Source organism: Ramlibacter sp. MMS24-I3-19 (assembly GCF_050320135.1).
Lineage (GTDB): Bacteria > Pseudomonadota > Gammaproteobacteria > Burkholderiales > Burkholderiaceae_C > Ramlibacter.
Map to the genome: position 1 here is coordinate 2413697 of NZ_CP190017.1, position 26851 is coordinate 2440547.

General features: G+C 68.5%; 27 protein-coding genes. 17 read left to right on the forward strand and 10 right to left on the reverse strand.

Features of this window, described 5'->3' with window-relative positions:
* The first annotated feature begins 2 nt into the window (after nt 1-2).
* Complete coding sequence (locus tag ACPWT1_RS12095; RefSeq protein ID WP_427911433.1) at nt 3-2816, forward strand: M16 family metallopeptidase; 2814 nt, start codon at nt 3-5, stop codon at nt 2814-2816.
* Nucleotides 2813-3475, forward strand: coding sequence for a DNA-3-methyladenine glycosylase I (locus tag ACPWT1_RS12100; protein WP_427911434.1), 663 nt, complete (start codon nt 2813-2815; stop codon nt 3473-3475). Before ACPWT1_RS12095 ends, ACPWT1_RS12100 begins: the two co-directional genes overlap by 4 nt.
* Nucleotides 3476-3511: 36 nt before the next feature.
* Here the strand turns inward: ACPWT1_RS12100 and ACPWT1_RS12105 are convergent, their stop codons facing one another.
* The gene (locus tag ACPWT1_RS12105; RefSeq protein ID WP_427911435.1) at nt 3512-4483 is read right to left on the reverse strand and encodes a LysR family transcriptional regulator; all 972 of its coding nucleotides are present in this window, start codon (nt 4481-4483) and stop codon (nt 3512-3514) included.
* Nucleotides 4484-4564: 81 nt separating this feature from the next.
* Here ACPWT1_RS12105 and ACPWT1_RS12110 point away from each other — a divergent pair, with 81 nt between their 5' ends.
* Together ACPWT1_RS12110 and ACPWT1_RS12115 are read left to right on the forward strand one after the other, a co-directional pair.
* Complete coding sequence (locus ACPWT1_RS12110; RefSeq protein ID WP_427911436.1) at nt 4565-5680, forward strand: AbrB family transcriptional regulator; 1116 nt, start codon at nt 4565-4567, stop codon at nt 5678-5680.
* Nucleotides 5681-5750: 70 nt separating this feature from the next.
* The gene (locus tag ACPWT1_RS12115) at nt 5751-6161 is read left to right on the forward strand and encodes a hemerythrin domain-containing protein (RefSeq protein ID WP_427911437.1); all 411 of its coding nucleotides are present in this window, start codon (nt 5751-5753) and stop codon (nt 6159-6161) included.
* A 4-nt stretch (nt 6162-6165) separates the two neighbouring features.
* Here the strand turns inward: ACPWT1_RS12115 and ACPWT1_RS12120 are convergent, their stop codons facing one another.
* Nucleotides 6166-7122 carry a LysR family transcriptional regulator gene (locus ACPWT1_RS12120; RefSeq protein ID WP_427911438.1) on the reverse strand — a complete coding sequence of 319 codons (957 nt, stop codon included), beginning with the start codon at nt 7120-7122 and terminating at the stop codon, nt 6166-6168.
* A 157-nt stretch (nt 7123-7279) separates the two neighbouring features.
* Here ACPWT1_RS12120 and ACPWT1_RS12125 point away from each other — a divergent pair, with 157 nt between their 5' ends.
* From ACPWT1_RS12125 to ACPWT1_RS12145, 5 genes are read left to right on the forward strand one after another with little or no spacing between them, the layout of a single operon-like run.
* Entirely contained in the window at nt 7280-8104 is an 825-nt protein-coding gene (locus ACPWT1_RS12125; protein ID WP_427911439.1) for an ABC transporter substrate-binding protein, read from the forward strand.
* Between the two features lie 18 nt (nt 8105-8122).
* Nucleotides 8123-8818 (forward strand): amino acid ABC transporter permease, encoded by a 696-nt coding sequence (locus tag ACPWT1_RS12130; protein WP_427911440.1) that lies wholly within the window; start codon nt 8123-8125, stop codon nt 8816-8818.
* A 3-nt stretch (nt 8819-8821) separates the two neighbouring features.
* Nucleotides 8822-9574, forward strand: a complete 753-nt coding sequence (locus ACPWT1_RS12135) for an amino acid ABC transporter permease (protein WP_427911441.1) — start codon at nt 8822-8824, stop codon at nt 9572-9574.
* Between the two features lie 8 nt (nt 9575-9582).
* The gene (locus tag ACPWT1_RS12140) at nt 9583-10311 is read left to right on the forward strand and encodes an amino acid ABC transporter ATP-binding protein (RefSeq protein WP_427911442.1); all 729 of its coding nucleotides are present in this window, start codon (nt 9583-9585) and stop codon (nt 10309-10311) included.
* 34 nt (nt 10312-10345) lie between these two features.
* Nucleotides 10346-11656: an aminotransferase class V-fold PLP-dependent enzyme gene (locus ACPWT1_RS12145; protein ID WP_427911443.1), complete on the forward strand. Its 1311-nt coding sequence runs from the start codon at nt 10346-10348 to the stop codon at nt 11654-11656.
* A 20-nt stretch (nt 11657-11676) separates the two neighbouring features.
* Here the strand turns inward: ACPWT1_RS12145 and ACPWT1_RS12150 are convergent, their stop codons facing one another.
* The 3 genes from ACPWT1_RS12150 to ACPWT1_RS12160 all read right to left on the reverse strand — a co-directional run bounded on the left by ACPWT1_RS12150 (nt 11677) and on the right by ACPWT1_RS12160 (nt 13474).
* Nucleotides 11677-12006, reverse strand: a complete 330-nt coding sequence (locus tag ACPWT1_RS12150; RefSeq protein ID WP_427911444.1) for an AzlD domain-containing protein — start codon at nt 12004-12006, stop codon at nt 11677-11679.
* Complete coding sequence (locus ACPWT1_RS12155) at nt 12003-12770, reverse strand: AzlC family ABC transporter permease (RefSeq protein WP_427911445.1); 768 nt, start codon at nt 12768-12770, stop codon at nt 12003-12005. Before ACPWT1_RS12155 ends, ACPWT1_RS12150 begins: the two co-directional genes overlap by 4 nt.
* A gap of 98 nt (nt 12771-12868) precedes the next feature.
* Nucleotides 12869-13474, reverse strand: a complete 606-nt coding sequence (locus ACPWT1_RS12160) for a DUF938 domain-containing protein (protein ID WP_427911446.1) — start codon at nt 13472-13474, stop codon at nt 12869-12871.
* A gap of 383 nt (nt 13475-13857) precedes the next feature.
* Between ACPWT1_RS12160 and ACPWT1_RS12165 the strand changes: the two genes are divergently transcribed.
* Complete coding sequence (locus tag ACPWT1_RS12165; protein ID WP_427911447.1) at nt 13858-14400, forward strand: hypothetical protein; 543 nt, start codon at nt 13858-13860, stop codon at nt 14398-14400.
* On the opposite strand, the gene ACPWT1_RS12170 is transcribed toward ACPWT1_RS12165, so the two are convergent.
* The gene (locus ACPWT1_RS12170) at nt 14387-14953 is read right to left on the reverse strand and encodes a GNAT family N-acetyltransferase (protein WP_427911448.1); all 567 of its coding nucleotides are present in this window, start codon (nt 14951-14953) and stop codon (nt 14387-14389) included. The two genes, ACPWT1_RS12165 and ACPWT1_RS12170, sit on opposite strands and share 14 nt — an antisense overlap.
* 35 nt (nt 14954-14988) lie before the next feature.
* Here ACPWT1_RS12170 and ACPWT1_RS12175 point away from each other — a divergent pair, with 35 nt between their 5' ends.
* Nucleotides 14989-15525: a DUF488 family protein gene (locus ACPWT1_RS12175; protein ID WP_427911449.1), complete on the forward strand. Its 537-nt coding sequence runs from the start codon at nt 14989-14991 to the stop codon at nt 15523-15525.
* Here the strand turns inward: ACPWT1_RS12175 and ACPWT1_RS12180 are convergent.
* The gene (locus tag ACPWT1_RS12180) at nt 15501-15923 is read right to left on the reverse strand and encodes a PAS domain S-box protein (RefSeq protein WP_427911450.1); all 423 of its coding nucleotides are present in this window, start codon (nt 15921-15923) and stop codon (nt 15501-15503) included. The genes ACPWT1_RS12175 and ACPWT1_RS12180 overlap by 25 nt on opposite strands.
* 113 nt (nt 15924-16036) lie before the next feature.
* On the opposite strand from ACPWT1_RS12180, the gene ACPWT1_RS12185 reads away from it, so the two are divergent.
* Both ACPWT1_RS12185 and trxC read left to right on the forward strand, forming a co-directional pair.
* Nucleotides 16037-16432 (forward strand): group III truncated hemoglobin, encoded by a 396-nt coding sequence (locus ACPWT1_RS12185; protein WP_427911451.1) that lies wholly within the window; start codon nt 16037-16039, stop codon nt 16430-16432.
* Nucleotides 16433-16483: 51 nt separating this feature from the next.
* A complete protein-coding gene (gene trxC, locus ACPWT1_RS12190) occupies nt 16484-16942 on the forward strand; it encodes a thioredoxin TrxC (protein ID WP_427911452.1) in 459 nt (152 codons plus the stop codon).
* Nucleotides 16943-17132: 190 nt separating this feature from the next.
* Here the strand turns inward: trxC and ACPWT1_RS12195 are convergent, their stop codons facing one another.
* The gene (locus tag ACPWT1_RS12195) at nt 17133-18122 is read right to left on the reverse strand and encodes an FG-GAP repeat domain-containing protein (RefSeq protein WP_427911453.1); all 990 of its coding nucleotides are present in this window, start codon (nt 18120-18122) and stop codon (nt 17133-17135) included.
* Between the two features lie 425 nt (nt 18123-18547).
* Here ACPWT1_RS12195 and ACPWT1_RS12200 point away from each other — a divergent pair, with 425 nt between their 5' ends.
* The 4 genes from ACPWT1_RS12200 (at nt 18548) to ACPWT1_RS12215 (ending at nt 23841) form a co-directional block, all read left to right on the forward strand.
* Nucleotides 18548-20257: a ClcB-like voltage-gated chloride channel protein gene (locus tag ACPWT1_RS12200; protein ID WP_427911454.1), complete on the forward strand. Its 1710-nt coding sequence runs from the start codon at nt 18548-18550 to the stop codon at nt 20255-20257.
* A gap of 73 nt (nt 20258-20330) precedes the next feature.
* Entirely contained in the window at nt 20331-21893 is a 1563-nt protein-coding gene (locus tag ACPWT1_RS12205) for an RAD55 family ATPase (protein WP_427911455.1), read from the forward strand.
* Entirely contained in the window at nt 21890-22279 is a 390-nt protein-coding gene (locus ACPWT1_RS12210; protein ID WP_427911456.1) for a response regulator, read from the forward strand. Before ACPWT1_RS12205 ends, ACPWT1_RS12210 begins: the two co-directional genes overlap by 4 nt.
* On the forward strand, nt 22276-23841 hold the full coding sequence (locus ACPWT1_RS12215) for a PAS domain-containing sensor histidine kinase (RefSeq protein ID WP_427911457.1): 1566 nt from the start codon (nt 22276-22278) through the stop codon (nt 23839-23841). Before ACPWT1_RS12210 ends, ACPWT1_RS12215 begins: the two co-directional genes overlap by 4 nt.
* 33 nt (nt 23842-23874) lie before the next feature.
* Here the strand turns inward: ACPWT1_RS12215 and ACPWT1_RS12220 are convergent, their stop codons facing one another.
* Both ACPWT1_RS12220 and ACPWT1_RS12225 read right to left on the reverse strand, forming a co-directional pair.
* On the reverse strand, nt 23875-25776 hold the full coding sequence (locus ACPWT1_RS12220; RefSeq protein WP_427911458.1) for a sensor histidine kinase: 1902 nt from the start codon (nt 25774-25776) through the stop codon (nt 23875-23877).
* 94 nt (nt 25777-25870) lie between these two features.
* On the reverse strand, nt 25871-26848 hold the full coding sequence (locus ACPWT1_RS12225) for a YncE family protein (RefSeq protein WP_427911459.1): 978 nt from the start codon (nt 26846-26848) through the stop codon (nt 25871-25873).
* Nucleotides 26849-26851 lie beyond the last annotated feature (3 nt).

Consider the following 26851-nt stretch of genomic DNA (forward strand, 5'->3'; position numbering starts at 1 on the left):
CGATGCCTCGCTTCCCCGTCCGCCTGCTGGCCGCCGCCGCCTGCCTGGCGCTGCTGCCCGCGATCGCGCAGCAGCAACCTGCCTCCAGATCCGCAGCAGCCAAGGCACCCGCCCGCACGACGGCGCCGGTGCGTCCCGCGGCGGTGGACATTCCCATCCCGCAGATCCCGTACACGAAGTTCGTCCTCGGCAACGGCCTCACGGTGCTGGTGCACGAGGATCACAAGACGCCGGTGGTGGCCATCGACACCTGGTACCACGTGGGCTCCAAGAACGAGAAGCCGGGCAAGACCGGCTTTGCCCACCTGTTCGAGCACCTGATGTTCAGCGGCAGCCAGAACTTCAACGAGGTGTTCATCACCGCGATGGAGCGCATCGGCGCCACCTCGATGAACGGCACGACCAACAGCGACCGCACCAACTACTTCGAGAACGTGCCGACGTCGATGCTCGACTACGCCCTGTTTGCCGAGAGCGATCGCATGGCGGCGCTGCTGCCGGTGCTGGACCAGAAGAAGCTGGACCTGCAGCGCGGCGTGGTGCAGAACGAGAAGCGCCAGCGCGAGAACCAGCCGTACGGCATCGCCGAGGAACTGCAGGTCGAGAACAGCTGGCCCAAGGGGCACCCCTACTCCTGGACCGTGATCGGCTCGATGGCCGACCTCGACGCGGCCAGCATGACCGACGTGCAGGAGTGGTTCAAGACCAATTACGGCCCCAACAACACCGTGCTGGTGATCGCGGGCGACATCACGCCCGAGGTCGCGCGCCAGAAGGTCGAGAAGTATTTCGGCGGCATCCCGCCCGGCCCGCCGCTTTCGCGGCAGGAGACCTGGATCGCCAAGCGCACCGGCAGCCACCGCGTCGAGGCGCAGGACCGCGTGCCGCAGGCGCGCGTGTTCCGCAGCTGGAACGTGCCGCAGTTCGGCGCACCGGAGGAGCCGCTGCTGGACCTGGCGGCGGAGGTGCTCGCCGGCGGCAAGGCCTCGCGCCTGTACGAGCGGCTGGTCTACCGCGACCAGCTCGCCACGTCGGTCAGCGCCGGCAACGACACCATGGAGATCGCGGGCAGCTTCGAGATCTCGGCGACGGCCAAGCCGGGCGTCGATCTCGCGAAGCTGGAGCACGCCGCCGACGAGGAGCTGCGCCGCTTCCTCAAGGACGGCCCCACCGCCGAGGAACTGCAGCTGGCCAAGACCCGCATCCTGGCCGGCGCGGTGCGGGGCGTGGAGCGCATCGGGGGCTTCGGCGGCAAGGCAGACATCCTCGCGCGCTGCCAGACCTTCGTCGGCGATCCCGATTGCTACAAGCGCCACCTGCAGGGAGTGAAGGACGCCACGCCCGCCTCGGTGCGCCAGGCGGCCGCGACGTGGTTGTCCGATGGCGACCTGGTGCTGGCCATATCGCCGTACCCGCCGGCGCTCAAGGCCGGCGCCGCGCTCGACCGCTCGAAGGCGCCAGCGCTGGGCGAGCCGCAGAAGCTGGTGCTGCCGCCGCTGCAGCAGGCAACGCTGGCCAACGGGCTGAAGGTGCTGCTGGCCGAGCGCCACGAAGTGCCGGTCGTCAACCTCTCGCTGATGGTGGACAGCGGCTTCGCCGCCGACAGGCCGCAGGCGCCCGGCGTGGCGAGCCTCTCGCTGCGCATGATGGAGGAGGGCACGAAGACGCGCGATGCGCTGAAGCTCGCGCGCGACCTCGAGGCGATCGGCGCCACCTTCAACGCGCAGGGCTCGCTCGACTGGTCCACGCTCAACTTCAACGTGCTGAAGGCCGCGCTGCCGCAGGGCCTGCCGGTGTTCGCCGACCTGGTGCTCAATCCCGCGTTCCGGCCCGCCGACTTCCAGCGCCTGCAGCGTGACCGGCTCGCGGCCATCCAGCGCGAGAAGGTGACGCCCCACCTCATGGCCCTGCGCGTGGTGCCGCCGCTGCTGTACCCGGCCGGCCACCCGTACGCCGTGCCCATCACCGGCAGCGGCACCGAGGCAGCGGTCTCGCAGATGACGGTGGGCGACGTCGCGAAGTACCACGACACCTGGTTCAAGCCGAACAACGCCACGCTGCTGGTGGTGGGCGACACCACGATGGCGCAGATCAAGCCGCAGCTGGAGTCGCTGTTCGCGGGCTGGAAGGCCGGCGAGGTGCCGAAAAAGGTGCTGTCCGATCCGCCGCAGGCCGCGGCCTCGACGGTCTACCTGGTCGACCGTCCCGGCGCGCTGCAAAGCATCGTGGTCGGCGCGGACCTCGTGCCGCCGCGCGGCGGTCCGCAGGACGTGCAGACGCTGGTGCTGAACGACGCGTTCGCCGGCTCCTTCAGCTCGCGCGTGAACATGAACCTGCGCGAGGACAAGCACTGGTCGTACGGCAGCTTCTCGATCCTGGAGAACGCGCGCGGCGAGCGTCCGTACCTCGTGGTGGCGCCGGTGCAGACCGACAAGACCGCCGAATCGATCAAGGAGCTGGCCAACGAATACGCGCGCATCGCCGGCGCCCAGCCGCTGTCGCCGCAGGAGCTGCACCAGGCGCAGGAGCGGCAGACGCTCAAGCTGCCCGGCAACTTCGAGACCTCGGCCCAGGTCGCGGGCGCCTACCGCACCATCGTCGGCTACGGCCTGCCGATGGACTACTACGCCACCTTCGCCGACAAGGCGCTGGCTGCCACGCCGCAAACCGTGGAGGCGCTGGCGAAGAAGCTGGTCGACCCGAAGCGCATCACGTGGGTGGTGGTCGGCGACCTGGCAAAGATCGAGCCTTCGATCCGCGCGCTGAACCTCGGCGAGGTGAAGAAGATCGACGTGGACGGCAAGCCGCTGCCGTGAGCGCGCGACGTGGAGAAGATGACGACCTGACGGTGCCGGCCAGGCGGGACTCGCTGGTCAGGGGCGACGACGGGCTCCTGCGGCCGCCGTGGGCCGCCTCGGACACGCTGCTGCGCGAGTACTACGACCGTGAATGGGGCATGCCCGTCCGCGACGAGCGCGGCCTGTTCGAGAGGCTCAGCCTGGAGGCATTCCAGTCGGGACTGTCATGGGCCACCATCCTGCGCAAGCGTGACGCGTTCCGGGCGGCGTTCGACGACTTCCATCCGGACAAGGTCGCCCGCTTCACGCAGACGCATGTCGAGCGGCTGATGGGCGACGCGGGCATCGTGCGCAACCGCCCCAAGATCCTGGCGACGATCGGCAATGCGCGCGCCACGATCGCCTTGCGCCAGGCCGGCGGCCTCGCGCACCTCGTCTGGTCCTTCAAGCCGGCGCAGACGCCGCAGCCGCGCACGATGGCCGACATCCCCACCTCGTCGCCCGAGTCCGTCGCCTTGAGCAAGGCCTTGAGGAAACACGGGTTCGTCTTCGTGGGACCGACGACGATGTTCGCGCTGATGGAAGCGGTCGGCATTGTCGACACCCACCTGCTGGGCAGCCATCGACGCGGCAGCTCGGGCGTGTGGACGTCGAGCCGTGGAACCGCTGCAGGGTGATCCGCCCCCTGTCCTGAACGCGTCTCGCTGCCCGGATCACTGCGCCGTCTTGTGCGCGCCGGTTGCCGCGCCGGGACCGCTCTTGTGCTGCTCCGCATGGAAGGCCTCGGTGACGAAATCGAGCAGCGCGCGGATGCGCACGTTCGAGCGGTGCTGCTGGCCGAAGACGGCGTAGATGTCGGCTTCGGGGCTCGCATAGCCGGCGAGCACCTGCACGAGCCGGCCGGTGGAGACGTAGCGCTCCACGTCCCATTCGGCCCGCAGCAGGACGCCGTGCCCTTCCAGCGCCCAGTTCACGGCGATGCCGCCGTCGTTGGTGGTCAGGTTGCCGCGCACCTTCACGGTTTCGGAATTCGCGGCTCCGGTGCGCGGTCCGCGCACGGCCGTGAACCGCCACTGGCCATAGGCCTCGTTGCCCTGGCGGATGCCGATGCAGTTGTGCCGGACCAGGTCGCGCGGCGCGACCGGCGTGCCGTGCTTCTTCAGGTAGGCGGGCGACGCCACCACGATCCGCCGGTGGTGCGCGATGAAGCGCGCGATGGCGCGCGAGTCGGGCGGGTGCCCGAACCGGAAGCACACGTCGAAGCTGTCGTCGCTCAGGGGCGGCGGGTTGACGGACAGCTGCAGCTGCACGTCCAGCTTCGGGTGCTTGCGCACGAACTGCGAGAGCAGTGGCGCGATGTGGGTGCGACCGAATCCCAGCGTGGTGTTGACCCGCAGCGTTCCCTGCGGGGCTTCCTTCAGGCCCACCAGCTGGTGCTCCATGTCCTCGATCTCGCCCAGGATCTTGCGGGCGTTCTCGAGGTAGACCTCGCCCTCGGGCGTGAGGCCCATGCGGCGCGTGGTGCGGGTGACCAGCGCGGTGCCGACGCGGGCCTCGATCTGCGTCAGGCGCTTGCTGACGGCGGGCGTCGTGATGCCCAGTTCGCGCGCGGCGGCGGTGAGGCTGCCGCACTGCACGAGGGTGGAGAAGAAGCCCAGGTCGGCGGGCTGGATGACCTTGCCCATGGACAGCGATTGTGCTCGCAGGTCCGCTTCATTCGCCGACAGGGCATGGGTGCTGGCCGCCGATAATCGCGGCCAGCATCCATGCCTTCACGAGAACACCCCGGGCTCACCCGCCAGCACTGGCAGTGGGCCGCGCTGATCGCGCTCTCGATCGTCCTCTCCGCGGCCTTCGACACCATCGGACTTCCGGCCGGCCGGCTGCTCGGGCCCATGCTGGCCGCCATCGCGATGTCGCTGCGCGGCGCCAACCTGCTGGTGCCGCGCAAGGCCTTCGTGGCTGCCCAAGGCGTGATCGGCGCCTTGATCGCGCGTGGCGTGCCGGGATCGATCATGACCACGCTCTCCGATCACGCGACGGTGTTCGTCGCCGGGGTGCTGGTGGTCACCGTGCTGGCCAACGGGCTGGGCTGGATGCTGTCGCGCTGGCGGGCCTTCCCCGCTGACACCGCCATCTGGGGCTCGGCGCCAGGCGCGGCCTCGGCCATGATGATCATGGCGGAAGCGCACGGCGCCGATGTCCGGCTGGTCGCGTTCATGCAGTACCTGCGCGTCGTGTGCGTGTCGTTCACGGCGTCGCTGGTCGCGCACTGGTGGATCGGGCACGGGCCGCTGCCGGCCACCACCTTCCATGCGGTCGCGGCCCCGTCGCTGTTCGTCGCGCCCGCGAGCTGGAGCAACGTGGCCATCACGCTGGTGCTTGCGCTCGGTGGGGCGGTGCTGGGCGTGCGCCTGCGCCTTCCGGCCGGCGCGCTGCTGGTCCCCATCTTCGGTGGCGTCGCGCTGCAGGACTTCGGCGGCGTGCGCATCGAGCTGCCCCCGCTCGCGCTGGCCATCGCCTATGCCTTCGTGGGCTGGGTGATCGGCTCGCGCTTCAACCGCGAGGTGCTCGTCGCCACCGTGCGCTCGGCGCCCAAGGTGCTGGCGGCGATCTTCACGCTCATCGCGCTGTGCGGCTGCTTCGGCTGGGCGCTGGCCCACTGGGCGCACGTGGATCCGCTGACGGCCTATCTGGCCACCAGTCCGGGCGGTGCCGACACCGTGGCCATCATCGCCGCCTCCACGCCGGTGGACGTGCCCTTCGTGATGACGATGCAGGTGCTGCGCATGCTGTTCGTGATGGCGACCGGACCCGCGATCGCCCGCGCGCTGTCACGCAGGCTGCGCCGGCGCGACGAGCGGTCACGGGCCGCTGGCTAGGCGGGCAGCACGGTCAGGTCCCTCATGGTCGATCGACCTTACAGTCGGTTGCACATAGAGGAGACACGCCATGGGATTCACCGACAAGTTCCGCGGGCAGCACAACGAGATCCTGCAGATCGCCAAGGAGATGACCGAGCAGATGCGCGGGCAACCCGATCCCGCTGCGCTGCGCAAGCTGCTGTCGAACCTTGCCGGCAAGCTGAGCTTCCATCTCGCGATGGAGGACCAGGCGCTGTACCCGCGCCTGCTGGGCGCCGAAGACCCAAAGGTGAAGACCATGGCCCAGCAGTTCATGACCGAGATGGGCGGCCTGGGCGGCGCCTTCGCGGCCTACAACGGCAAGTGGCAGGTCTCGGACATCCGCGCCAATCCCGAGGGCTTCGCGGAGGAGACGCGCGCGGTGTTCGCCGCGCTCACGCAGCGCATCTCGCGCGAGAACCGCGAGCTGTATCCGCTGGCCGACGCCGCCGGCTCCTGATCCTTCAGCGGCGTCTTCCCTTGGCCGGCGCCGGTTGCGCGTCGGGTGACGCCGGCTGCAGCGCTTCGGTCTGGAACATGCGCGTGAAGTCGCAACTCTCCTGGGCCAGCATGGTGACCGAGGCCACCAGCGTGCTGCGCTGGTCGCTGCGATACAGGGCCACATAGCGCGTCACGGGCAATGCCGGCGTCACCTTGATGGTGGCCAGCATGCCGCTGTCGATCATGGGTTGCAGGCAGCGCCAGGGCAGGTAGGTGACGCCCAGCCCCGAGACGGTCATCGAGATCAGGGCCAGCATGTTGTTGCTGGTCACCGAGACCGGCAGCTTCATGCCCTGCGCGCCGATCCAGCGATCGACCACGATCCCCACGCCCGACTTGCTGCTCTGCGTGAGCAGGCGATAGCGCGCGAGCTCGTGCATGCGCAAGGGCCTGGCCGTGTCCACCATGCCCGGCTTGCACATCCACGCCATCTCCAGCTCGCCGACGCGGCGGGCCTCGCAGCGCGGATCCTCGAACGCGTCCGGCACGATGACGATGTCCAGTTCGTCCGCCAGCAGCTTGTCGCGCAGCGTGACGCTGGTGTCGACGTCGGGCTCGATCACGACCTTCGGGTAGAACGCCTCGATGCGCTGCACCAGGCGGGGAAGCCAGGTCATCGCGGTGAGCTCGGTCACGCCCAGGCGCAGGCGGCGCTCGATCACCTCGGGCCGCTGGAACTGCTCGACCGCCGCATCGCGCTGCCCCAGCAGGCGCTGCGCGACGGCAAACATCTCCTCGCCCTTGTCGGTCAGGCGCGCGGTGCGCAGCGTGCGGTCGAACAGCGGCGTGTGGAACAGCGACTCGAGTTCCTGGATCCGCTTGGAGATCGCGGACTGCGTCGTGTGCAGCCTGGCGGCGGCCTGGGCGAAGCCGCCCAGCCGTGCCACCCAGTAGATGGCTTCGAGCTGCTTGAAGGTCATCACGACGCCGGGCTCCCTTGGGGACAACCCGCAATGTATCGCTTTTCTTCGCGTCGACCGAGTCCGAAATATCGCTTTTTTTCGGCTTGCGAGCGGCGAAGAATGCGTCGGGCCGTGCAGGCCCTGACCCACTCCCACGTCACCGAGGAAACGACCCATGCGCAAGCTCTCCCTGATCTCCTTCGGCATCGCCGTGTCGGCGCTGTTCGGCACCCAGCTCGCCCGCGCCGACCAGCTGGCCGACATCAAGCAGAAGGGCACGCTGGTGTGCGGCACGCTCGGTAACGCGGAGCCCTTCAGCTTCCCCAACCCGCAGACGCGCGAGACGCAGGGCTACGACGTGGACTTCTGCGGCGCGATCGCGAAGGCCCTGGGCGTCAAGCTGGAACTGAAGCTGATCTCCGTGGCCGCGCGCATTCCGGAACTGATGCAGGGCCGCGTCGACGTGCTCGCCGCCAACCTGGGCTGGACGCCCGAGCGCGCGCAGCAGATCGCCTACAGCGACAGCTACTTCGTGAGCAACCAGATGGTCACGGCCCGTCGCGCCGACAAGTACAAGACGCCGGCTGACCTCTCGGGTAAGCGGGTCGCCGCGCCCAAGGGCTCGACGTCCGAGGCCGGTGCCCGCAAGTACATCCCGAACGTCACCACCGTCACCTTCCAGGATGCGCCGGCGCTCTTCGTCGCCCTGCAGCAGGGCAAGGTGGACGGCGTGGTGCTGTCCGAGCTGACGCTGGTGAAGTGGAAGCACGACGCGGAGAACAGCCCGGTGCCGATCGACATCCTGCAGCCGCCGCTGTTCGTCGAGCCCTGGGGCATCGGCATGCGCAAGGAAGAGACCGCGCTGATCAAGCAGGTGAACGACGTGCTCTCCGGCATGGAGAAGTCGGGCGAGGCGAAGAAGATCTTCGACAAGTACCTCGGTACCGGCACGACGTACAACCTGCAGCGCACCTTCAGGATCGAGCCGATCAAGGGCTGACGCAGGCCGCGGGATTCCATGCCGGCGCTCGACTTCTCGGTGCTGCTGCGGGAGGACGCCCCGCAGATGCTGCTGCACGGCATCGTGCTGATGCTGGAGCTCACGGCGCTGGCGTGGATCCTCGCGATGGTGCTGGGCACGTTCCTGGCGCTGGTCCGCATGACGCGCAGCCGCGTTGCGCAGTCCGCGGTCGCCGGCTGGGTCGAGTACCACCAGAACGTGCCGATGCTGGTGCAGATCTTCCTCTGGTACTTCGGCATCTCGACGCTGCTGCCCGGCGCTGCGCAGATCTGGCTGAACCAGCATGGCGGCGAGTTCGCGTTCGCGACCATCTCCGTCGGTCTCGCCACGTCGGCCTACATGTCGGAGAGCCTGCGCGGCGGCATCCGCGCGATCCCCACGTCGCAGGTCGAGGCGGCCCGCGCGCTGGGCCTCACGTTCCTGCAGTCGTTCCGCCACGTGGTGTTCCCGCAGGCGTTCCGGATCTCGCTGCCGACGCTGATCAACCACACGGTGCTGCTGTTCAAGAACACGTCGCTGGCGATGACCATCGGCGTCGCGGAGCTCACCTACGCCACGCGCGAGCTGGAGAGCCGGACGTTCAGGACAGTGGAGACCTACCTGTTCGCCACCGTCGTCTATCTCGGCATCTCGCTGCTGATCATGGCCCTGGGCAGCCTGGCGGAGCGCCGCCTGCGCCTGGCCGCGAGGTGAGCCATGGGCGACATCGCGACCATCCTCAACGACTACGGCCTGCTGCTGCTGGTGGGCCAGTACCCGAACGGGCCGCTCGGCGGCCTGGCGCTGACCTGCATCCTGGCGATCCTGGGCATCGCGCTGGCGTTCCCTCTCGGCGTGGCCCTGGCGCTGGCACGCGTCAGCCGCTTCCGGCTGCTGTACTGGCCGGCCACGGCCCTGGTCTACGTGATGCGCGGCCTGCCGCTGATCATGCTGATTTTCTGGGTCTACTTCTTCCTGCCCGTGCTCGTGGGCCGGCCGGTCAGCGGCTTCAGCACCATGCTGGCCACGCTGGTCCTCTACGAAGCGGCTTACCTCGCCGAGATCGTGCGGGCCGGGATCGAGTCGCTGCCGCAGGGCCAGATGGAGGCGGCCCGCGCGGTCGGCCTGACCTACATGCAGGCGATGCGCAAGGTGGTGCTGCCGCAGGCGATCTACAACATGGTCCCGACCATGCTCAGCCAGTTCGTCTCCACCATCAAGGAGACCTCGCTGGGCTACGTGATCAGCGTCAACGAGCTGACGTTCTCGGCCAGCCAGGTGAACAGCACGCTGCTCACCAAGCCGTTCCCGGTCTACGCGGTGCTGGCGGTCATCTACTTCGTGCTCTGCTTCTCGCTCACGCAGGTGGCACGGCTGCTCGAGCGGCGCGTGGCGCGCAGGCGCGCGGGCCTGGCGGCGGCGGGCGCGGCACCGGCGGTGCCGCCGCCGATCGCCGCCATCGCGGAATGAGGACACCCATGATCCAGTTCGAAGGCGTGAACAAGTGGTACGGCAGCTACCACGCGCTGCAGGGCATCGATGCCACCGTGGCCAGGGGCGAAGTGGTCGTCGTGTGCGGCCCGTCGGGATCCGGCAAGTCCACCCTGATCCGCACCGTGAACCGGCTGGAGGAGATCCAGCAGGGCCGCATCCTGTTCGATGGCCAGGACGTGCATGCGCCGTCGCTAGACGTCAACAAGTTCCGCGCCCGCGTCGGCTTCGTGTTCCAGAGCTTCAACCTGTTCCCGCACCTGTCGGTGGCCGACAACATCATGCTGGCGCCCACCCTGGTGCTGGGGCGGACCAAGGCGCAGGCGCGCGACCGCGCGCAGCAGCTGCTGGCCCGCGTGGGCCTGGGCGCCAAGGCGGAGGCCTATCCCGGACAGCTGTCGGGCGGGCAGCAGCAGCGCGTGGCCATCGCCCGTGCGCTGGCGATGGACCCGCCGGCGATGCTGTTCGACGAGCCCACCAGCGCGCTCGACCCCGAGATGGTGGGCGAGGTGCTGCAGGTGATGAAGTCCCTGGCGCGGGACGGCATGACCATGATCTGCGTGACCCACGAGATGGGCTTCGCGCGCGAGGTGGCCGACCGCGTGCTGTTCATGGACCACGGCCGCATCGTCGAGACCGGCACGCCGTCCGCCTTCTTCGAGAACCCCCAGAGCGAGCGGGTCCGCCGCTTCCTGACCGACCTGCGCTCGCATTGACCGACCGGGGCCAGCCAGCCTGGCCGACATTTCCATGCCCAACGAAACGACCAAGACCCCTCCCTTCGCCGACCCCGGCGAGGCTTTCCCTGCCGAGCTCTCGCGGCAGATCAAGGACCGCTTCCTCCACGTGGACCATGACTTCATGGGGCGCGAACGGCTGTTCTTCGAGAACGCCGGCGGCTCGCTGCGCCTGAAGGCGGCCGTGGAAGCCGTCGCGAAGGTGGATTCGGTGCCGGACAGCGCCGAGCGCATCCACGAAGTCGCGGCCTGGCTGAAGCAGGTGCAGGAGCGCGGCGTCGACGACGTGCGCCTGCTGCTCAACGCCCAGGGCGGCACCGTGCACGCGTCGCTCACTGCCTCGGGCGCGATGTTCGAGATGGTGCGCGCGGTGGCCGAGAACGTGCCCGGCGACAACATCGTCACCACGGTGCTGGAGCATCCGTCGTCGTACGACGCGGCGGCGCATTACGCGCAGAAGCTCGGCAAGGAACTGCGCGTCGCGCCCAGCAACCGCGCCACCGGCGGCATCGACGTCGAGGAGATCGTCAAGCGCGTCGACGAGCGCACCTGCGTGCTGGTCGTGATCTACGCCTCCAACATTTCCGGCGCCAAGCTGGACCTGGAAGAAGTGGTGCGACGCGCGCGGACGAAGAAGCCCGGCCTGTACGTGATCGTCGACGCCGTGCAGCACGCGCCGCACGGCCTGATCGACCTGCAGAAGACGCCGGTGGACGGCATCAACATCGCGCCGTACAAGTTCTTCGGTTGCCGCGGCTCGGGCTTCTCCTGGCTGTCCGACCGCGCCGCGGTGCTGCCGCACCACCGCCTCGCCGGCAAGCCGGCAGGCTTCTGGGACCTGGGCAGCGCGGCGCCGTGGCAGTTCGCGGTGATGACCGAGATCGTCAACTACGTCTGCTGGATCGGCGGCCGCTTCAGCGACGCCCAGGACCGGCGCGCGCTGTTCGTGCGCGGCATGGAACGCATCGGCCTGCACGAGCGGGCGCTGCTGGCGCGCCTGCTGGAAGGATCGGCCGCGGCCCCGGGCCTGCGCCACATCCCCGGTGTGAAGGTGCTGCTGGACCACGACGACCTGCCCAGGCGTGACCTGATCATCGCCATCGCCATCGACGGCCTGGACTACACGCAGGCCGTGCGCGAGTACGAGAAACGCGGCGTCATCGTCTACGAGCGCATCGCCTCCAGCATCTATTCGGGCCGCATGCTCAATTCGCTCGGCCTGGATGGCGCCGTGCGCGTGTCGCCGCTGCACTGCTACACGTTCGGCGACGTCGACCGCTTCCTCCAGGTCACGCGGGAGATCCGCGCCGCCGTCGCCGCGTGAGCGGCCGCCGGGCCGGGCCGCTACCAGCCCAGCCCGAACTTCAGCGCCAGCATCACGCCCGTGCCGCACACGATGGTGCCGAACAGGCTGTGCCGCCACCCGAAGTAGGCCAGCCCGGCGAGGCCACCGAAGATGCGCGCGTCGCGCCAGGTGTCGATCAGGTGGCCCTGCGTCATCACCAGTTCCGGCGCGACCACCGCGGCCAGCGCGGCGATCGGTGCGTAATGCAGGCCCTCGCGCAGCCAGCTGGGCATCGGCAGGTCGCCCTTGGGCAGCATGAAGAAGGCACGGCACACCAGCGTGACCGCGGCCATGCCGATGGTCGTGAGGAAGACTTCGAACGCGCTCATGCGGTCGTCCCCTTGAGTGCGGATCGCGCGTGCCGCACCAGGGCGACGGTGGCGACCGCCGACGAGATCGCCACGACGATGTTCAGCCGCAGCGGAAGTCCGTACGCCGCGACCGCGGCGCATGCGGCGACCACGGCGGCCACCGAGGTGGACGGGCTGCGCAGCTGCGTGCACGTCAGCGCCAGCAGGGCCATGGTTCCGGCGAAGCCGATGCCCCATTCCGCCGGGATCGCGTGGCCCGCGACGATGCCGGTGATGATGGAGACCTGCCACACCACGTAGGTGGTCAGGGCGCTGCCCAGGAAGTAGTCCACGTGCGCGTGCTCCGCCACCGGCGCCTGGAAGCGGCGCACGAACAGGGCGAAGTTCGTGTCGCCCATGAAGTAGCTGAGCAGAATGCGCCGGCCGCGCGGCAGGTGGGCGAAGTAGGGCCGGTAGTGAAAGCTGAACGCCACGAACCGCAGGCTGACGCAGGCGGCGGTGGCCCACACCACCCACATCGGGGCGCCGGCGGCGATCAGGGGCAAGGCCGCGATCTGGGCGGAGCCGGCGTAGACGGTCACCGCCATCAGGATCGCCAGCACGACGCCCATGCCGCTCTTGGCCATGGCCACGCCGGCGACGAGTCCCCAGGCCGCGATGCCGATGGCCATCGGCATCGCGTCGCGGAATCCCTCGCGCACCATCGGGCGTCGTGCGATGCGCGAGGCCGTGGCAAGGACGGACGCGATCCGGGATCCCGGAGACAGGCTTTCAACTCCCACCGAAGGATTGTCTCGCGGGATCGGCAGCGCTGCCGTGCGAAGGCTTGCAGTCCTCTGTCTGCAAGGGCTCTGGCGCCCTGACTCGTGGCGAACGTGGCTCAGCGTCGCACGAACACCAGCAGCAGGTTGTTCGCAGGCATCGCGTGCCGCTGAGCCAGTACGAGCCCGGCCCGGCCGGCCTCGGCCACCACGTCGTCAAGCGCGCGGATGCCCCAGGAGGGATCACGCATCCGCAAGCTCTCGTCGAACGCCACATTGCTGGGCGCTGGCGGCACGCCTTGCTCGAAGTAGGGGCCGTAGGTGATCAGCATCGCGCCCGGCGCCAGGTGGCGCGCCGCGCCTCGCATGAGGCCGCCGCATGCTTCCCATGGAGCGATGTGCAGCATGTTGGCGCAGAAGATCGCATCGAAGTCTTGCGTGAACGACGGCCAGTCGCGCGCCATCACATCCAGCTGCCGCGCTGGCAGCACGTTGGCCAGTCGCGACTGGGCGATGCGTTCGTCGATGACGGGCAGCATGCCCGGGTCGGCGTCCGTCGGCTGCCAGACCCAGTTCGCGAACGATGCGGCGAACCACGCCACGTGCTGGCCCGCGCCCGACGCGATCTCCAGTGCCGTGCCGCGCTCGCCCAGGATGCCGCGCAGCTGGGCGAGGATCGGCTCCTTGTTGCGGTCGGCAGCTGGGCTGTGGGGCAGGGCGGACATGGGTGCCGGGCAGGATAGCGCCGCGGCCGCTGCTTCAGGTGCGCTGCAGTTCCCGCATCACGCCCGCCACGTGCATGCGCAGGTCGCTGCCGCGCAGGATGCAGATGAGGTGGAGGGCCACGCGCCCGATCCGGTAGTTCGCCATGGTCGATCTCCCGCAGTGGATGCCGCGGTCCCGTTCCGGGGCCGCCTGGCACTGGGTTGCCGCGCGCGGGAATTCGGTTTGCGCTGGATTCCGGCTGGCAGTCCGGCCGAAGGCCTGAGGAGCGTGCGCTCACCCGTGACATCCGAACACACAAGCGCGACAGCCGGTCTGTCCGCACTGACCAGCGTCAGCGTCGCATCGCGTGCGGACTGCTCTACTCCGCGGCAAGGAGGGCCGGATGACCCAGCTCGTGGAGTACCGCACGCTGATCGTGATCGCGGTCCTCGCCTGCGCGCTCGCTGGCGCCCATGCGCAGGAAGCGAAGGAGCAGGCGCAGGCGGGAGCCGTGGCCGACGGCGTGTCGTCGGTCGTCGGCATTGCCGCGGGCGCTCCGCTGAATCCGGTGCTGCCCTTGCTGGGGGCAGCATTCAAGGCCGCGACCCTGGACCACGCCGAGAAGCTGCCGGAGGCCGAGCGGCCCCGCGCCTATGCGATGGCCGCCGCGGGATGGCAGGGCAGCGCGGCGGGCAACGCATGCGCGGCCCTGTCCGTGGTCTCGGGCGGCTCTTTCCTGCCGGCGTGCCTCGCGGTCGGCGCCGCCTGGGGGTGGAAGACGTGGACCGCGAGCGAGCGCGAACGGCAGGATGCCGAACGCTGCGCGGCCAAGCGCGCCGCTGCCCGCAAGCCGAAGATGCGCTGCCCCGCCGTGCGACGTCGGATCGAGCAGCCCGCCCCGCCCGTGCCGAGCGTCATCACGGCCCAGGAATTCATGGCCCAGTGAGGGCGGGGTTGCGCGTCGGTTCGAAGAACCGGACCGCGCCCTCCAGCACCCCTGCGCGCGCATGGAACACGGCGCCGCGCCGCGCGTCCAGCGGTTTCGCCATCTTGACCAGCAGGCCCATCTCGGCCTGGAACTCCGTGCCCACGATCGTGTAGCCCGCCTTCAGCTTCGCGATCAGCACCGCACTGTTCGCGGCGCGGTGGTGCGACTCCACCCGCAGGCAGTGGAGCGCCTTCGCTTCTTCCTCGATTGCGGCGACGAGCCGCGTGTAGACCCCTTGCCGGCGGTACTCGTGGTCGACGGCTGAATTCGAGACGTACAGGACACCTCCGGGCGCGAGGAACGCGTGCGACCAGCCGACCAGCGTGTCGCCCGCGTAGGCGCCGACGCGGACCTGCAGCGCCTGGCTGGGCGGAGGCGCCACGACTTGCGAACCGAACAGGCGCTCATTCACGGCCTTGCGGTCGGAGTCGTGCAACAGCCGGTCCACGAGGGCGGTGAACGCCGGCTCGGCGAATCGGTCGACGGTCCGGATCTCGATGGCATCGGTCATCCGTCGATGATGCCAGTCGCACAATGGCCGCTGCCATGTCGATCCCCGCCACCATCTGGACCATCGGCCATTCCACCCGCAGTGCAGAGGACTTCGAGTCGGTGCTGCAGGCGCATGCCATCGAGGTGGTGGCGGATGTGCGCCGGTTCCCGGGCTCGCGGCGGCATCCGCAATTCGGCAGCGACGCGCTGGCGGGGAGCCTGGCGCGCGGCGGCGTCGATTACGCGTGGCTCTCGCGCCTGGGCGGCCGCCGCAGGGGCGACGCCGGTCCGCAGCACCAGGGCTGGCGCAATCCTTCGTTCCGCGCGTATGCGGCGTACACGTGGACCGACGAATTCGCCGAAGGGCTCGACGAGCTGCTGCACATCGCGGCCGGCGCGCGCACCACCGTCATGTGCTCGGAGCTGCTCTGGTGGCGCTGCCACCGGGCCTTGATCGCCGACGTGCTGCGCTTCGTCGGCGTCGAGGTGATCCACCTCGCCGACGCCGGTCCGGGCACGGTGCATCCCTACACCTCGCCCGCCTGCGTCTCGGAGGGCGAGCTGACCTATCCCGCCGAGGGCTGCTGCTGATCGGGGGCGCGGCGCGCCTGCTGCATGCGCTCGGTGGCGTCGCGCGCGATGGCCACGGACCCGAGCACCGTGCCCGCATCGTCCCTGACCACCGCGAAGGTCATCTCGACGTACAGCTTGCCGCCGTCCTTGCGGACCGCGCGTGTCATGGCGGGACGACCCGCCAGCCGGCCAGTCCCGGACGCCATGGCCGCATCGAAGCCCTTCCAGTGCGCGGCACGCAGGTGCTCCGGGATGATCAGGTCGAGGCTCTGGCCCACGGCCTCCGCGGCGCTGTGCCCGAACAGCGAAGCGGCGGCCTGGTTCCAGCGCGCGATGGTGCCCTGGCGGTCTGCATAGATGACCGCGTCGGTCGTCTGCTCGAGGATCAAGTCCGCGAGCCTGGAGGCGTCATGCATGGTCGAAGCTCCGCTTGGGTGGTGGCGACGGATCGGTTCTCCGCCGCCATGTGTGGTTTCTCGGGTTATCCGGTTTGGCCCTATATTTTTCCTCTCTTCCCCGAACACACCGAATGCCCAGCGCCGACCTCTGCACCGAAGACGAGATCACCTTCCTGGTCCACAGTTTCTACACGCGCGTGCGCGACGACGGGCAGCTGGGTCCCATCTTCGATGCGCACGTGCGGGACTGGGACACGCACCTGGCGAAGATGGTCGACTTCTGGTCGTCCACGCTGCGTGGCACGGCGCGCTTTCGCGGCACGCCGATGCCCAAGCACATGGCCTTGCCCGGCCTGAGCGCCGAGCTGTTCGGTCGCTGGCTCGCGCTCTTCGACCAGACGACCGCGACGTTGCCGAACGTCGCGATGCGCGAGCGCGCCAACGACCTGGCACGGCGCATCGCCGGGAGCCTGTGGTACGGCTACCAGATGAGCAAGGGGACCGACGCGCTGCCCGTGCCGTTGTGATCCCGACTGCCGCGCTTGAACGGACGCGCGGCGCACCGCACCATGTGTGGGATGACCGATCCACTGCACATTTCCTGCCCGCACTGCCTCACCACCAACCGGATTCGTGCCGAGCAGCTGGGCAGCGCCGCGACCTGCGGCCAGTGCAAGAAGCCCCTGTTCACCGGTGAGCCCAGCGCCGTCACCTCGGCGGCCGCGTTCGACAAGATCATCACGCGCACGCAGATCCCGGTGCTGGTGGACTTCTGGGCCTCCTGGTGCGGACCGTGCCGGATGATGGCGCCGTTCTTCCAGCAGGCCACCGAACTGCTCGAGCCCCACATGCGCGTGTGCAAGGTCGACACCGAGGCCGTGCCGCAACTCGCCGAGCGCTATCGCATCCGCAGCATCCCGACCCTGGCCCTCTTCGTCGACGGGCAGGAGGCGGCGCGGCATTCCGGCGCATTCACCGCCGCATCGCAGATCCAGCGGTGGGCCTGGATGCAGGCAAGCCAGCCGGCCAAGGCCTAGGCGCCGGCGGCGCGACGCGCCGCGCACCCGGCCAGCCTCCATGGCGGTCCGTGCATCGCCAGGTGCCCTTCTTCGACAGCCCCGGGAGGTACTGCTCGTCCGTCACCCGCTCCATCCAGGTCACGTTCTTGCCGTCCAGCGCCTCCAGCCGCAGCCGGCCGTGACGTTTGGCCTGCGTTCGGGTTCGGGCTTACTGCGGGAAGCTCACTGCCTCGCTCTCGTTGTCGCTGGTGACCACCGCTTGTCCGTTGACGATCGCGGGAATCAGCCAGGGCATCCAGGCACCCGGCTCCTTGTCCAGGACCACCGTGGAGCCGAGAGAGGGATACGCCACCTTCTGCACCACGCGGCTCTGGTAGAACGAGGTCGAGGTGGCGCTTCCCGACGTGCGCGAAATCCAGATCGCACGCGAGCTGCCGGAGCCGGTCACGGTGTAGTCCAGCGACACGCCCTGGTCGGCCACGGCGGGCAGCACGACCGGCGTCACGCTCGCGAACTGGGATGTCCCGGGGTTGATGAAGACCGAATTCGGGGCGTTCTGGAACTCGTGGCCGCCCATCACCAGGTCCAGCTTCCCGTCGCCATCCACGTCCACGAGTTCGAGGGAGTACCAGCCGCCATTGCTCGTCGTGACGGCGGTCGGGAGCCGGCCGGGTGCTTCCACGGCAAAGTGGCCCGTGCCGTCATTGACAAGCACGTAGGCACGTTCGGGGCTGTTGGAGTCGGTGGCGATGATGTCGATCTTCCCGTCTCCGTTGATGTCCGCCGCGGAGGAACCATGGGTGTAGGCGATCCGGGGTGAGGCGTCGCTGATGGCGTAGGTGCCGTCTGCCTGGCTCAACACCACCTTCGAGGTCTCGCCCGGGAACGGGGGCGCGTCGTAACCCGTGCAGCCCACGAACAGGTCCGGCCTGCCATCGCCGTTGAAGTCCGCCACCAGGACCTTGCGCGGATGGACGCAGCCGGCAGAGCCTTTGGGCAGGAGCGTTGCGGTCTCGTCCGTCCACGTGCCGTTCGGGTTGTGCTTCCAGAACTCGAAACGACTGGGCGTCGCGTCGGCGGGTGGCTTGGCGGTGTCGTAGGTCAGTTCGGCGCGGAAATAGTCCAGGACGCCCGCGCGGCGGAAGTCGGCCCATGCACGCATCGTGTTGTCGCCGGCTGGAAGCACGGTGGGGGCCAACCCGATGTCCTTGTAGTTCGCGTAGGAGCTGGAGGCAGCAAGGATCGCAGCAGGGGCGGGCGCCGGCGCAGGAGCGACAGCAGGCGCAGGCGCAGGCGATACGTCACTCCCACTGGACCCGCCGCCACCACCGCCACATCCGCAAAGCGCCGCGGCCATCACCATGAGGGCATGGAGCGCCTTCTTGTTCGAGGGGCGCGTCGTGTGCAGACAGTCAGTGATCGATCGAGTGGCATCAGCAGAGCGCATGCCCATTCCTCCGGGTGAGTGAGTTTGTTGGCGTTGGCATGCCAACCTGACGCGACGGTACTTGCCCCGGGACGCCGCGGCAATCGGCTGGCGAAGGCTGGTGATGGGCGGCAGCCCTCGAGCGATGGGAGGGAGGGGCGCCTCGACAGCCACATGGACCGGATACGCTTCCGGCCATGAGAAAGCGCCTCGAAGCGGTATTCCTGCTGGTGGATCGCCTGCGCCCATCGGACTGGCAACGCACGCTGGCCTGGGCAGCCTTCGTTGGCTTCACGGGGGCGCTGGCGACACTCGCCTTCCGGCAGGGGCTGGTGCTGGTCGAACACCTGCTCTATGGACCGGCCGCGGGCCTGGTGCAGGCGGCGGAGATGCTTCCATGGCCGCGGCGGCTGGCCGCGCCTGCAGTGGGCGGCGCACTGGCCGGCCTCGTGCTCCTGCTGGCGCGGCGCCTGCCAAGGCGCTCGCCGCATGGCGACTACATGGAGGCGGTGGTGCTCGGTCGCGGCGAGCTCGACACCCCCGCTTCGCTGCTGCGGGCCGTGTCCTCGGCATGCACGGTGGCCAGCGGCGGGGCGATCGGGCGCGAAGGTCCGATGGTGCAACTGGCCGCGCTGACAGGGTCCCTCTTCGCAGCGTGGCGGGACATGCCGGTGCCGCGCAGGCGCCTGCTGGTCGCGTGCGCGGCCGCGGCAGGCCTGACCACCGCTTACGGCACGCCCATCGCGGGCGCGCTGTTCATCGCGGAGATCGTGCTGCAGTCCCTGGCCACGGCGACGCTGGCGCCACTGCTCATCGCCTCCGTCACGGCGCACGCCACCGTCGCTGCGCTCGTCGGGTCCGCCTCGCTGTACCGCATGCCCGACATCCCGCCACAACAGGGGCCGCAGCTCCTGCTGGCCGGGGCGCTCGGCCTGGCCGCCGGGCTGGTGGCCCCGCTGTACCTGCGGTTGCTCGACCTGGCAAAACGCGCCTTCGGTGCGTGGCACGCCAGCCTGCCGCTGAAGATGGCTGCCGGAGGACTCGTCGTCGGCGCGCTGTCCATCCAGTCGCCCCAGGTGTGGGGCAACGGCTTCAGCGTGGTCAACAGCGTCCTGCAGGGCCACTGGGCGTGGCAGGCCCTGCTCCTGGTGCTGGTGCTGAAGCTCGCCGCCGTGGCCGCGACCACCGGTTCGGGCGCCGTCGGCGGCATCTTCACGCCCACGCTCTTCGTCGGGGCGGTGAGCGGCGCGCTGTTCGCGCTCGTGACGGCAGGCCTGCCGCTGGCGCATCTGCCGGTGCCGGCGGGCGCCGCGATCGGGATGGGCGCCTTCCTGGCCGCGAGCACGCACGCGCCGCTGACCTCGGTGCTGATGATCTTCGAGATGACCGAGAACTACACGGTCGTGGCGCCGCTGATGCTCGCCTGCGTGCTGGCCTATTCGGTGTCGCGGTTGCTGCGGCCGGATTCGGTGTACGCCTCGTCGGACCACGAGAGGGCCGCGGCCGACCCGCGCCTGGCCGTGGCGGCCGACCTGCTGCACACCGGCACGCCCTCGGTGCGGCCCGGGCAGAGCCTCGAACAGGTCGAGCTCGCGCTGCTGGACAGCCGCTGGCGCCACGTCTACGTCGTCGACGCGCAAGGCCGCTTCCTCGGTGCGATCTCGATGCACGACCTCGCGGCACGCCTGAAGCAGCCACACGACCCGGCCATGCCGTGGCCTGCTGACTTGCTGCAGGCGGACTATCCGCGGCTGCGCCAGGACATGCCGCTGTGGGGGGTGCTGGGGGTTTTCGAGCGGCACGCCGGTGAACGGCTGCCGGTGATCGACGTGGACGGCCGGCTGGTCGGCCACCTGGCGAAGACCGATCTCGTGCTGATGCTGCGGGACCGGCTGGCCATCAGCTGAGGCGCCGGGGCGGGGGCGCGCATCGCTGGGGCCCTCATGCTCCACGCAGAAAGGGATTTCTTCCGACAAGCAGGTGAGCCCGCAACGGTTCGGCAGCGGATCGAGATGCCGGTACCGTGCTCCCCTGTCTTTTTCCTTGCCAGAGGCCCTTCCATTGAGCGACCACAAGCAAGAGGCGGACCCCGGCCTTGATGATCGCGTCGAGAGCGGAATCGCGCGCCTCGACTACATCCTGAAGGGCGGATTCCTGCGCGGCGGCATGTACGCCATCTACGGCCCCCCCGGCGCCGGCAAGACGATGATGGCGACGCAGTTCTGCTTCAACCACGTCAAGGGCGGCGGACGTTGCGTCTACTTCACCGTGCTGACAGAGTCGCACTCGAAGCTGGTGCGGCATCTGAAGCCCATGAGCTTCTTCGACCCGACCGCGATCGGACACGGGTTGAAGTTCATCGCGGCGTACCAGACACTGAAGGACGAAGGTGTCCACGGATTCCTGCAACTGGTTCAACGCACGCTTGCACAGGAGAAGCCGTCGGTGATCGTGATCGACGGGCTCGAGTCTGTGGAGCAGATTGCCGGCGACGCCCAGCATGCCAGGGAGTTCCTGCACCAATTGCAAGGCTTCGCGTTCCTCACCGGAACGACCACACTGCTTTGCGCGGTGAGCGAGGGCCCCAGGGCGGCGCGGCTCGAGGACGCCCTGGTGGACGGCGTGATCGAGCTGTCGGACCAGCTCGTAGGGCCACGCGCCGTTCGCGAGTTGACGGTCCACAAGTTCCGCGGCAGTGACTACCTGCGGGGCCGTCACGAAACAGAGATCACGGACGGTGGCTTGCAGATCCATCCCCGCACGGAGGTCCAGTTCGACGATCCGCCTGCCTCGGCGACCGAGCAGCGCGTGCGCCAGGCGTTCGGCGTTCCGGGCCTGGATTCAATGATGGAAGGCGGGATCCCGTCGGGATCGTCGGTGGCGCTGCTCGGCGCGCCTGGGGCGGGAAAGACAACGCTCGGGCTGGGCTTCCTGATCGAGGGCGCCAAGCGGGGAAACAAGGGCATCTACTTCGGCTTCTACGAGCCGCCGCCACGGCTCATGGAGAAGGCAGCAGCCCTGGGCCTTCCGCTCGAGGAGCATGTGAAGAGCGGGATGATCGAGCTGATCTGGCAGCCGCCGCTGGAGCACTTCATGGACTCACTGGCCGAGTCCCTGCTGGAGAAGGTACGGTCCGACCAGCACGACCGCCGTCGACTGTTCATCGACGGCATCGAAGGGTTCCGGTCTGCGGCCGTCTATCCCGAGCGCATCCCGCGATTCCTGTCCGCGCTGACCAACCAGCTGCGAACATACGACGTGACCACCGTGGTCTCGGAGGAACTCCCCCTCTTTCGTGCCGAAGTGGACATGCCGAACCCGGAGATGGGCAACGTCGTGGAGACCGTCTTGCTGCTGCGGTACGTGGAGCTGAAGTCCCAGCTATACCGGCTCGTGTCGATCATGAAGATGCGCGAGAGCCGCTATGACACGTCGATCAGGCAGTTCGAGATCACCGGACACGGGGTCGACGTGCAGGGTTCGTTCGAGACTGCAGAAGCCATCCTGTCGGGCCTCCCACGTTCGCGCGGCGGTGAGGCATGAAGACGATCCTCATCGTCGAGGACGAATTCGATCTGCTGCAGTCGCTGAGCCTCGCGCTCGAGATTGAGGGCTACAAGATCCTGACGGCCGGGAATGGGCGGACGGCGCTGGAGCTGCTCAAGGAGATCAAGCCGGATCTGGTGATCACCGATGTGATGATGCCCTACGTGTCGGGCTACGAGCTCTCGGAGGCACTGTCCCGAATGCCTGGCTATGAATCGGTGCCGTCGGTCCTCATGAGTGCAATGGATCGCCATATGCACCCCAAGGGCCCCTGGAAGGCCCTGCTGGCCAAGCCGTTCACGATCGACCGGTTGGTCAAGGTGGTCACGGAACTGATCGGGACGCCGGATCAATCGCACCGCATCGAACCGGCGAAGGAATGAGCGAAGTCGAAGCCCAACGCCACGACAGATCCGTGCCGGAGTGCGCGGTCTTCCTGATCGATGACCAGCATCGGCTTGCCAGCTGGAACGCAGGCGTGCAGCACCTGCTCGGCTGGAGTGAAACGGGCTGGATCGGCCAGCCGTTCGCAGACTTGTGCGCCCAGGATGCACATGCCTCCGGGCTTTTGACCGCGCAGCTGGGAACTGCAGCCGAGAGAGGGACAGCGGAAGGCCATGTCGTCTTCCGGCGCCGGAACGGCACCCGGGTCGAGGTGGCATTGACACTCGCCGCCTTGCCGCCGAGCAGTGCTGGATCCCAGGGTTGGGTCGCAGCATGTTGGCCAATGCCCGGCGCAGCAGGAACCTCCGGCATTCGCGATCGCGCCGCCGATGCCGTGCTCGGTGTCTTCACTGACGGAAGGGGCGACGCAGCTTTGGCCGCTGCCTTCGTATCGGCTCTGGAAGCTGTTCCGGATGGCGTCTATGTCGGCACGCAGAAGGGCATCGTCTACTGCAACCGTCCTGCGCTCGACATGCTGGGCGCGCGATCCGTGGAGGATTTGCGGGCGCGCATCGACGAACTGGGCCACCGGTTCCGAGTTCGACGCGAGAGAGGCGGACCTCCTTTGCCACCGCGGGAGCTTCCCTTTGTTCGCGCCCTCAATGGTGAGCCTGCGGTGCTGGAGACGTGGGCTACGCGGCCTGACGGCAGTGACGTGTTCATCCGCGGGACTGCCGCCCCCATCCGTGTCGACGGGCTCGTCGCGGGTGCCATCGCCATCAACAGCGATATCACGGAGCGATTGCTCCTGGAGGAAGCGGCGAAGACGGTCCGTGATGAGGCCGAACAGGCGAACCGGTTGAAGGATGAATTCCTGGCGGTGGTGTCGCACGAGTTGCGCGCTCCGCTCAGCGCGATGCTCGGCTGGGCCACGCTTCTCCAGCGAAGCGAGCGTGGCGCATCGCCACTGCTGCAGAAGGGCCTGGCAGCCATTGACCGCAACGCGCGCTTGCAGAACCAGCTGGTCGACGACCTGCTGGATGTCAGTCGGATGCAAGCGGGTCAGCTTCGACTTGAAATGCACCCCGTGGATCTGACCGAGGTGGTGGGAACCGCGATCGACGCTGTCCACCCCGGCGCCAGCGAGAAGGGTGTGCGCATCGACGTCGACATCGACGCCGAACCGACGGTCGTCCTCGGGGATGCGACGCGACTGCAGCAGGTCGTCTTCAATCTCCTGGCGAACGCCATCAAGTTCACTGGCGAGGGAGGCTCGGTTCGGGTCAGTCTTGAGGACGGCGGGGAGAACCTGAGGATCACCGTCAGTGACACGGGCCAGGGTATCGATCCTGCCTTTCTGCCGCATGTGTTCGACCGATTTCGGCAGGAAGAGGGGGCGACCACGCGTCGTCACGGCGGCCTGGGACTCGGTCTTTCCATCGTTCGGGACCTGGTGCAGCTGCACGGCGGCCATGTCAGCGCCGACAGCGAGGGGCGCGGAGAGGGCGCCAGGTTCGAGGTCGTCCTGCCCCGCCTCGTTGCGGACAGAAATCCCACATGAAGTTGGGGCAGGCTCCTGCCGCGACATCCCTCTTCATCCATCGCTGTTCGAATCGTCCTCGGTCCCCACCGTGAAGTAGAAGGTCGCACCAGCACCGACCGCCGACTCCGCCCAGACGCGTCCGCGATGCAGGGCGATGATCTTGTGCACGGTCGCGAGCCCGATTCCGGAGCCCTCGAACTCGCTGGCGTGCAGCCGGCTGAAGGGCTTGAACAGGGCGCCGGAAGCTTCGGGCTCGAAGCCGACGCCGTTGTCACGAACGAAGTAGCACCGCTTGCCTTCCAGCAGCAGCGACCCGATGTGGATCACGGGATGGGCGCGGTTGCGGCTGTACTTGATGGCGTTGCCGACCAGGTTCTCCATGGCGATGGACATCAGTCTCGCATCCGCGCGCACCGGCATGGCGTCGTCGATGGTGATGTCTGCGCTGGCATCGACATCGCCTTGCTGGCGCCGGGACGCGACGCACTCGCGCGCGAGCCCCGCCAGGTCCAGGTGCCGCAAATCCAGGTCGCGGTGTGCGACGTGGAACAGCGTGATGAGCCCCTCCGTCATCGCCTCCATCTCACTGGCCGAGGCCTGGATGCGTGCCAGGTAGTGCCTGCCGCGTTCGTCGAGGCGCTGGCCGGCGTGGTGCTGGAGTTCCTTCGCGAATCCGGCCATTCGCCCGATCGGCGAGCGCAGGTCATGCGCGACGGAGTACGAGAACGCCTCCAGGTCGGCATTGAGCGCCTCGAGCTTCGCCGTGCGCTCCCGAACGCGCCGTTCCAGCTCGGTGTTGACCTCGATCAGCCGCATGCGCTCCCGGTTCGCGGCGCTCACGTCGCTGAAGGAGATCGCGATTCCCTCGTCGGCCGGAAAGACACTGATGCGAAACCACATGTCCAGCGGCGCGTAGTAATCCTCGAAGCGGATCGACTCGCCGCGTTCCATGGCCGCGCGGTAATGCGCGCCGAAGGGCGACTCCAGGACCCCGGGAAACAGGTCGAGATAGCTGCGTCCCAGCGCGTCCTCGAGCTTCACCCCCACGATGAGGGCCGCGGCCGGGTTCGCGTAGGTGATGCGCCAGCTCCTGTCGATGATGGCGAAGCCATCCGACAGGCGATCGAGGGTGCTGCGGAACCGGTGCGCCCACGCGCGGTTGGATTCGGAGATCTGCTTGCTTGCCTGGATGTCCTGGTAGGCGCCTTGCACGTGCGTGATCCGGCCTTGCGCGTCCCGCTTTGCCACGCCGATCACCCGCACCCACACGCGCTGTTCCTTGTCGTCCAGCGCCTGCAACTCCAGGTCGTAAGGGGCACCGCTGCTGGCGCACGCTGCGAAGCAGGTGGCGAGTTGCTCCCGCCATTCCGGGGCAAACAGGTCCATCACCTGGTCGTTGGTGCACTCGCGGCCCCACGGGCATCCGTGGATGCCCTGCAGTTCGACGCTCCACGTCGTCATGCCGGTCCGCAGATCGGAGCTCCATGCCCCGAAACTGCCGACCTGGGCGGCGAGCCGCAGCAGCGACATCGCGTCGGCCGTTTCCCAACGCTGCGCCACCTCCGCAGTGATGTCCCGCGTCGCGCCGGAGTAGCCCAGGAACCGTCCGTTCGCATCCCGGCGCGGATGTCCCGTCTCGGACAGATAGCGAGGGGGACTGCCGTTGGCCGCGCCGACGAAAAACTCGAAATCGGAAAACGCCTCGTGGCGTTCCAGGCGCCTGCGGTGCGTCGACCACGGTTCGCTGATCGCGCGGGCCCCAGGCAGATCCCAGCGGGCCACTCCCAGCTGCAGTTGCCGCGCGATCAAGGCATCGTCACCAAGCGGTGTGATCTGCTTGTACCTGAAGTGCTCGTCCTGCTCCCAGTTCCATCTCGCGAGCGAGCCGCGGTCGTCCTCGTTCTGTGCCTGGCTGCGCTCGCCTGGATTCGTGTCTGCCTTGGTTCTGTCCATCGGGTCTCAATCGTCTCAGCAGGGCCTTTCACATCGGACCCGGCTGCTCCGATGATTGTGCGCCCACCCATCGGACCTCGCCTGTCGGTTCGCATCACTCGACGTCGTAGACGAGGACAGCCGCCTGCCGGCCTTCGCGCGCCGGCGCAGCCACGAAGAGACGCCGGCTCGCCGCAACGAAGAGGCCGGTGCGTGCCCCGACAGCCGTCGCGAGCCGTCGACTGACCTCGTAGTGGTTTGGGGCGCCGGCGCGGATGACATCGACGTGCCCGTCGCCGCAGATGGCAAGGACCTGGTCCTTGCCGCCCAGGAAGAGGTCGTCCGCGTCCGAGCAGGTCTGGAGCTCGGCCACCCGCTGGCCGCTGTCCATGTCGAAGACCAGGACACCGGCAGGTTGCCGCGTCGCGATGAAGAGGCGGCGTGCGGCAGGGTCGATCGCCATCGGGAAGTTGCCACCGGCCGGTGCCACGTGCCACGTGCGCGCCGTCGTGCCGGCCTCCTGTTCGAGAACGATGACGGCCCTGGCTGCAGGCACGTTCACATAGACGCGATCGCCGGACACTTCGAAGGCTTCCGGATGGCCGGGAAGCGCAAAGCGCCGGGCAACCGCCAGCGTGCGCACATCCAGTGCCGCGATCGCGCGGCCGTAGCCGACATACAGCAGCCCTGAGCGGTCGTCCAGGCGAAGGTTGTCGGCGTCCGGCAGATTGCGAGCGATCGCCACGCGCGTCGAGCCCTCGAATGCCTCGACGGTCCCTGCGTGCCCGTTCGCGACGTACACGCGATGCAGCGCCGCGGAAAAGGCAAGGCCCTGTGGTTCGCTCGCGGGAAGTTGCGCCACCGGCCGGGACGATCCGACGTCGATGACCTGCACCGTGTCAGCACCGAGCCCGGCGACGAACAGCAGGTTGTCGCGTTGCGCGAATGCCAGGTGGTCCAGGCGGCCTTCCACGCCCGGCATGTCCACGCGCGCGACCAGGTGCAGATCACCTGGGGCCGCTGCCGCGAGCGTCGCGTCAAGCGCGACAACCATGGCGAGGACGAGGCGAAGGATCGCGAAGGGAACGGACATAGA